6 protein-coding genes and 2 pseudogenes are annotated in these 4,291 nt (G+C 59.5%); 2 read left to right on the plus strand and 6 right to left on the minus strand.

All coding sequences use genetic code 11. The features are described from left to right. Nucleotides 1–55: 55 nt before the first annotated feature. A pseudogene (locus EO156_RS23415) lies at nt 56–501 on the minus strand (avidin/streptavidin family protein). Nucleotides 502–830: 329 nt separating this feature from the next. On the opposite strand from EO156_RS23415, the gene EO156_RS23420 reads away from it, so the two are divergent. After that, a complete protein-coding gene (locus EO156_RS23420) occupies nt 831–1,115 on the plus strand; it encodes a hypothetical protein (protein ID WP_016850980.1) in 285 nt (94 codons plus the stop codon). Between the two features lie 157 nt (nt 1,116–1,272). Here the strand turns inward: EO156_RS23420 and EO156_RS23425 are convergent, their stop codons facing one another. The 5 genes and pseudogenes from EO156_RS23425 to EO156_RS24535 all read right to left on the minus strand — a co-directional run. Continuing rightward, a complete protein-coding gene (locus tag EO156_RS23425) occupies nt 1,273–1,812 on the minus strand; it encodes a plasmid pRiA4b ORF-3 family protein (RefSeq protein WP_026007196.1) in 540 nt (179 codons plus the stop codon). Nucleotides 1,813–1,859: 47 nt separating this feature from the next. Next, a complete protein-coding gene (locus EO156_RS24075; protein WP_016850978.1) occupies nt 1,860–2,009 on the minus strand; it encodes a hypothetical protein in 150 nt (49 codons plus the stop codon). A 75-nt stretch (nt 2,010–2,084) separates the two neighbouring features. Continuing rightward, a protein-coding gene (locus EO156_RS23430; protein WP_098477664.1) for an IS3 family transposase occupies nt 2,085–3,187 on the minus strand; the annotation gives its coding sequence in 2 pieces (ribosomal slippage) (nt 2,085–2,929 and nt 2,929–3,187; 1,104 coding nt in all). 44 nt (nt 3,188–3,231) lie between these two features. Continuing rightward, complete coding sequence (locus tag EO156_RS23435; protein WP_313905532.1) at nt 3,232–3,390, minus strand: DUF4236 domain-containing protein; 159 nt, start codon at nt 3,388–3,390, stop codon at nt 3,232–3,234. A gap of 73 nt (nt 3,391–3,463) precedes the next feature. Beyond that, a pseudogene (locus tag EO156_RS24535) lies at nt 3,464–3,685 on the minus strand (helix-turn-helix transcriptional regulator); the annotation flags it as partial. 297 nt (nt 3,686–3,982) lie between these two features. On the opposite strand from EO156_RS24535, the gene EO156_RS24660 reads away from it, so the two are divergent. Next, nucleotides 3,983–4,177: a M91 family zinc metallopeptidase gene (locus EO156_RS24660; protein ID WP_326492060.1), complete on the plus strand. Its 195-nt coding sequence runs from the start codon at nt 3,983–3,985 to the stop codon at nt 4,175–4,177. Nucleotides 4,178–4,291 lie beyond the last annotated feature (114 nt).

Here is a 4,291-nt window from a genome sequence, read left to right on the forward strand (position 1 = left end):
GGCTATGCAACATCTGGACGACGTTCGGTTCATGTGCGGAAGCCCCCCCCCCCTGTCATTTGGGGACGAAAACATCGCTGTTGGTCAGCATGTGGTCCCACGAATACTGGGAGCCGGTCCGTACCAAGTGCCAGACTGTGGTGATGGCCGGCACGCCGCCAGACGCATCACAGGTACCGGTCCAGGCAGTCATGCTGCCGTAGTTACCCCACTGCACCGAAAAGTGATGGCGGGCAGTTTGCTCGATGCCGTCGACCCAGCAACCGGGTTGGCAAACCAGCCAACCAGCGGATATACCGAACCAGTGGTGCCGGAAGGCGAGATGTACGTACCAGAGAGCTAACCGGAGGTCTGTACGGCGGTGATCGTGAGTGTGGAACCCAGCTGGTTTTTCCATTCGCCTACCGGGTTGTTGCAGGTTGGCGCTGCCTGGGCGAGCGAGATGCAACTTCCGAGCAGCACAACGCAGGCAGCACATTGACGCATTGACATGGACATCATCAGTTCTCCTCGTAATCAAGCCAACGAAAGGTGGCGGGTTCAAGCCAACGACTAGGTAGCACGGACCGGATCCGCATTGCTGGGATGGCTGTCTCCATCCCTTACTCCTTGACGAAAGTCCTGAAACGAACCTGTCCAGACCTCGGTCGCCAGCTGTTAGCTCTCGCAGCCCATCCGGCGCACTGAGCGTAGTGCGCGAAACCCTTATCGCAGCAGAGAAGCACAGATGAGACGGTGCGTAGCTATAGCGCCCAATCAGAAACTCCCGCATCCCGCCTACCGGCGCATACCGACAATCAGAGCGTCATCCCGCATCGCCCAGAGACGCTATGAACGACTACGGTTCTTATCGCTACCTGCCTGCCGATGGTTGGTACGCCACTTATCCACAAGCTGCCGGGGCCGATGAGCCACGCGTCTTCCAGCGCGTGGCGCTATGGCGGGTGGCCCCGCATGGAACGATCGTTGGCCTGATCTCTTCGCCCGACAATAGCCAGGACGAGAACGAATCACAGCTTCTGAGCGCACCGCGCGGTCTAGGCGTCCACTACATCCACATTGATGATCTGACCGCAGAGGAGCGCCAGGAGATCCGCAACAGACGTTTCAGTTGATCGCCTTGCAAGGTCTGCGACCTGGTCTCGCCACCAACGGCTCAGCCGATGCGCTGGGCTTTCTTTCTGGGCACGTCCACGCGATCAGGCTGAACCGCCCCAGGAATGAGGTCTGTGTGACCCGTCCACCGCGCCGCCAGCGCAGCGCAGTTGGCGTTCAACGTTGAGCTTTCCGCATGGACAGCTTGGCGTACTCAGCAAGACGTTCTCTGGCTTCACTAATGTCGAACGCGCTGGGGTCGAATCGGCCCCCTAACCACTCCGTGAGTTCGCGTCGGCGGGCACTGCTGCGGCCAGCAAGTACCCTGAGCATCTCCGCATAGCCCCATGGTCCGCCACAATCCTCCGGCGGACAGGCGTTTTTGCCGGTAATCAAGTGCGGATAACTTCCTGATGGTGTTTCCATTAGCTTTTCGACGGTCACTCGGTGTTGCCAGTCATCGCCAAAGTCGTAGGTGTAGATCAGTGTCTCTCCAATGCCAGACACATCGCACAAGCGACGTTTACTGGAAATCTCGCTGCCATTGCCATGCCCGTACGAGTACAGGTGCATCAGTTCCCAGCCCATCGCCCCTTGGATGAAGTAGTGCAGCTGCGCCAATGCGACATCAGCGTAGGTATCGAGCCGACGCCACACTGTGGGGGAGATGCCAAGCAACTGGATTTTGAGCCTCCAGACAGGTGGTGAGCTGCTCACCGAACTGCTCGCAATCGAACGGGGCATACTGGTCAAGCGTGATGCGTTCATGGGGCGTCCTCAGGATCGTGGTCGGCGGCGTCGGGCTGCCCGGCTGCACCTTGCAGGGCGTCGAACTCGCTATCGGTCTGCGCGCGTAGCAGCGAGTGGGCCAACTTATCCAGCAGTGGCGTGCGGCCGCTGAAAATGCGTTCCACTGACGCGTTGACATCCTCCCCGGCCTGAAGGCCGGGGAGGATCGACGTCCCCCCCGCCCTGAGTAGCGGCCGGGTTTAGAGTCCGGTGCTGATGATATCGGTGTTTGCCAGATGTTGGGCATAAGCGGGCGGCGTCATGCCGCCAATTGCTTTCTTGGGTCGGTCCTCGTTGTATTCGCGTCGCCAGCGTTCGATCTCGGTGCGTGCATGCAGCAGCATTGGGAACCAGTGTTCGTTGAGGCATTCGTCGCGCAGCCGGCCGTTGAACGATTCGACGTAGGCGTTCTGGTTTGGTTTTCCCGGCTGGATGAGCCGTAGTTGCACACCACGGGCATGTGCCCAGACGACCATTGCCTTACCGCAAAACTCCTTGCCGTTGTCGGTGCGGATCACCTGCGGCAGGCCGCGACTGTGTGCCAACCGATCCAGCACGCGCGCAACCCCGTGCCCGGAGATTGCGCGCTCCACGTCGATGGCGACCGCTTCGTGGGTTGCGTCGTCCACAATCACCAGACACTTGATCACCCGGCCTTGGGCGGTGCGGTCGAACACGAAGTCCATCGACCACACCTGGTTGGCCTGCGCTGGCCGCAGCAGCGGCTGACGCTCGCCAACCGGTACCTTCTTGCGCTTGCGCCGCCGCACTTGTAGCTGCTGCTCGCGATACAACCGCTCCACGCGCTTGTAGTTCACCAGGCGTCCTTCCTGTCGCAGCTTGAGATAGATCATCCCCACGCCGTAGCGGCGATGGCGATGCGCCAACGCAAGAATGCGCTCGCGCAGTTCGCCATTGCGGTCTTGGCACGGGCAATAGCGCAGCGCACTGGCGCTCATACCGATCACTGCCAACGCACGACGCTCGCTGGCACCACGCCCGATCCACTCGCGCACCAGCGCACGACGCGCCGGTGCGCTCACCACTTTTTTCGCAACGCATCCTTGATCAGGTCGTTCTCGAACAACTGCTCGGCCAGCAACTTCTTTAGCCGCGCGTTCTCGGCCTCAAGGTCCTTGAGCCGCTTGGCGTCGGGCACGCTCATGCCGCCAAACTTGCTGCGCCACAGATAGTACGAGGCCTCACTGAAGCCATGCCGCCGACATAGGTCCTTGATCGCTATGCCCGCTTCGGCTTCGCGCAAAAAGCCGATGATCTGCTCTTCGGAAAAACGCTTCTTCACGTCCAATCTCCTTGGGGTAGGGAATTGGACTCCAAACTGAGGGGCTACTCAAAATTGGGGGGACGTCGGACCCCTTGAGCCCCGACATTGACTGTCGCGCCGTCTACTCCGAAGCTGGCGGTGATGCAGCTACCGGACAGGTTCAGCCTAACACCTGGAAACACCTCAAACGATTGCCTGAACTCAAGCCCCATGTCATCCATCCCTATGCCGAGTTGCCGGTGACGTTGGCCAGCAGCGCGCCGATCAGCGTTTATACGATGGCGGTGTCCCCGTCAGGACATAGAGGATATCTACGCCAATGTGGTGCGCAGCGATGAGATACCCGCCACCCGGTAGATTGGTGTCCTTTTCGAAATTCAGCTGCGCCCACCGAGTGACAGAACAGCGCTCGGCCATTTCGGTTTGCGTAAGGCCAAGGCGCTTTCGCTCCGTCAGAAGACGTGCGCCCACGGTCTCGGGGAGCGCGGTTGTCGTTGTACGAGGGGTTGAACGCATGAACGGTGATCGGCAAGGCGGGGGCAAGCATGATAGCGGTCAAGCCTCGCGCTTCACCCTCACCAATGTCCCGCCCGCGCCCGAGGCTGGTAGTAAAACGCCGACCGGCTCTGCTTGACGACCGCGCAGGCTCGACGAACCCCAACGCGATAGGGATGAGGCCACTTTCAACGGAGTCCGAGTTGGATCATCCATTCGCCATTGATGACAGAATTTCACATAACGGCAATGTGCTTGCCTGCTCGCAATTACCATTCGGGTGTCAGTCCATAAACACTTCAACGACACATACTCGACATGCCAATCGGTCAAACAAACTTTCCAGGAATCTATATTTCCACTCAGACAAGCGCCCGGGAAGAGCCATACAAGACTCAGGTTGAGTCAGCGCTTGAGAAGATTGCGGCAGGCAGCTCGGGCAGCGCCCTTCTTCAAGGCCTGAGCACTATTAGCGCTCGCAAGAATAGAAAAGTGACCATAGCAGAGATATGATACGCCCAGGGTTCCGTAGACACTCAAGACCCTCGTTGCGCGTAGCGCCGTTCAAACTCTACAGGGGACAGGTCGCCAGTTGAACCATGACGGCGTTGTGGGTTGTAGAACATC

Source organism: Xanthomonas sp. DAR33341 (genome assembly GCF_003992815.1).
Classification (GTDB): domain Bacteria; phylum Pseudomonadota; class Gammaproteobacteria; order Xanthomonadales; family Xanthomonadaceae; genus Xanthomonas; species Xanthomonas cissicola.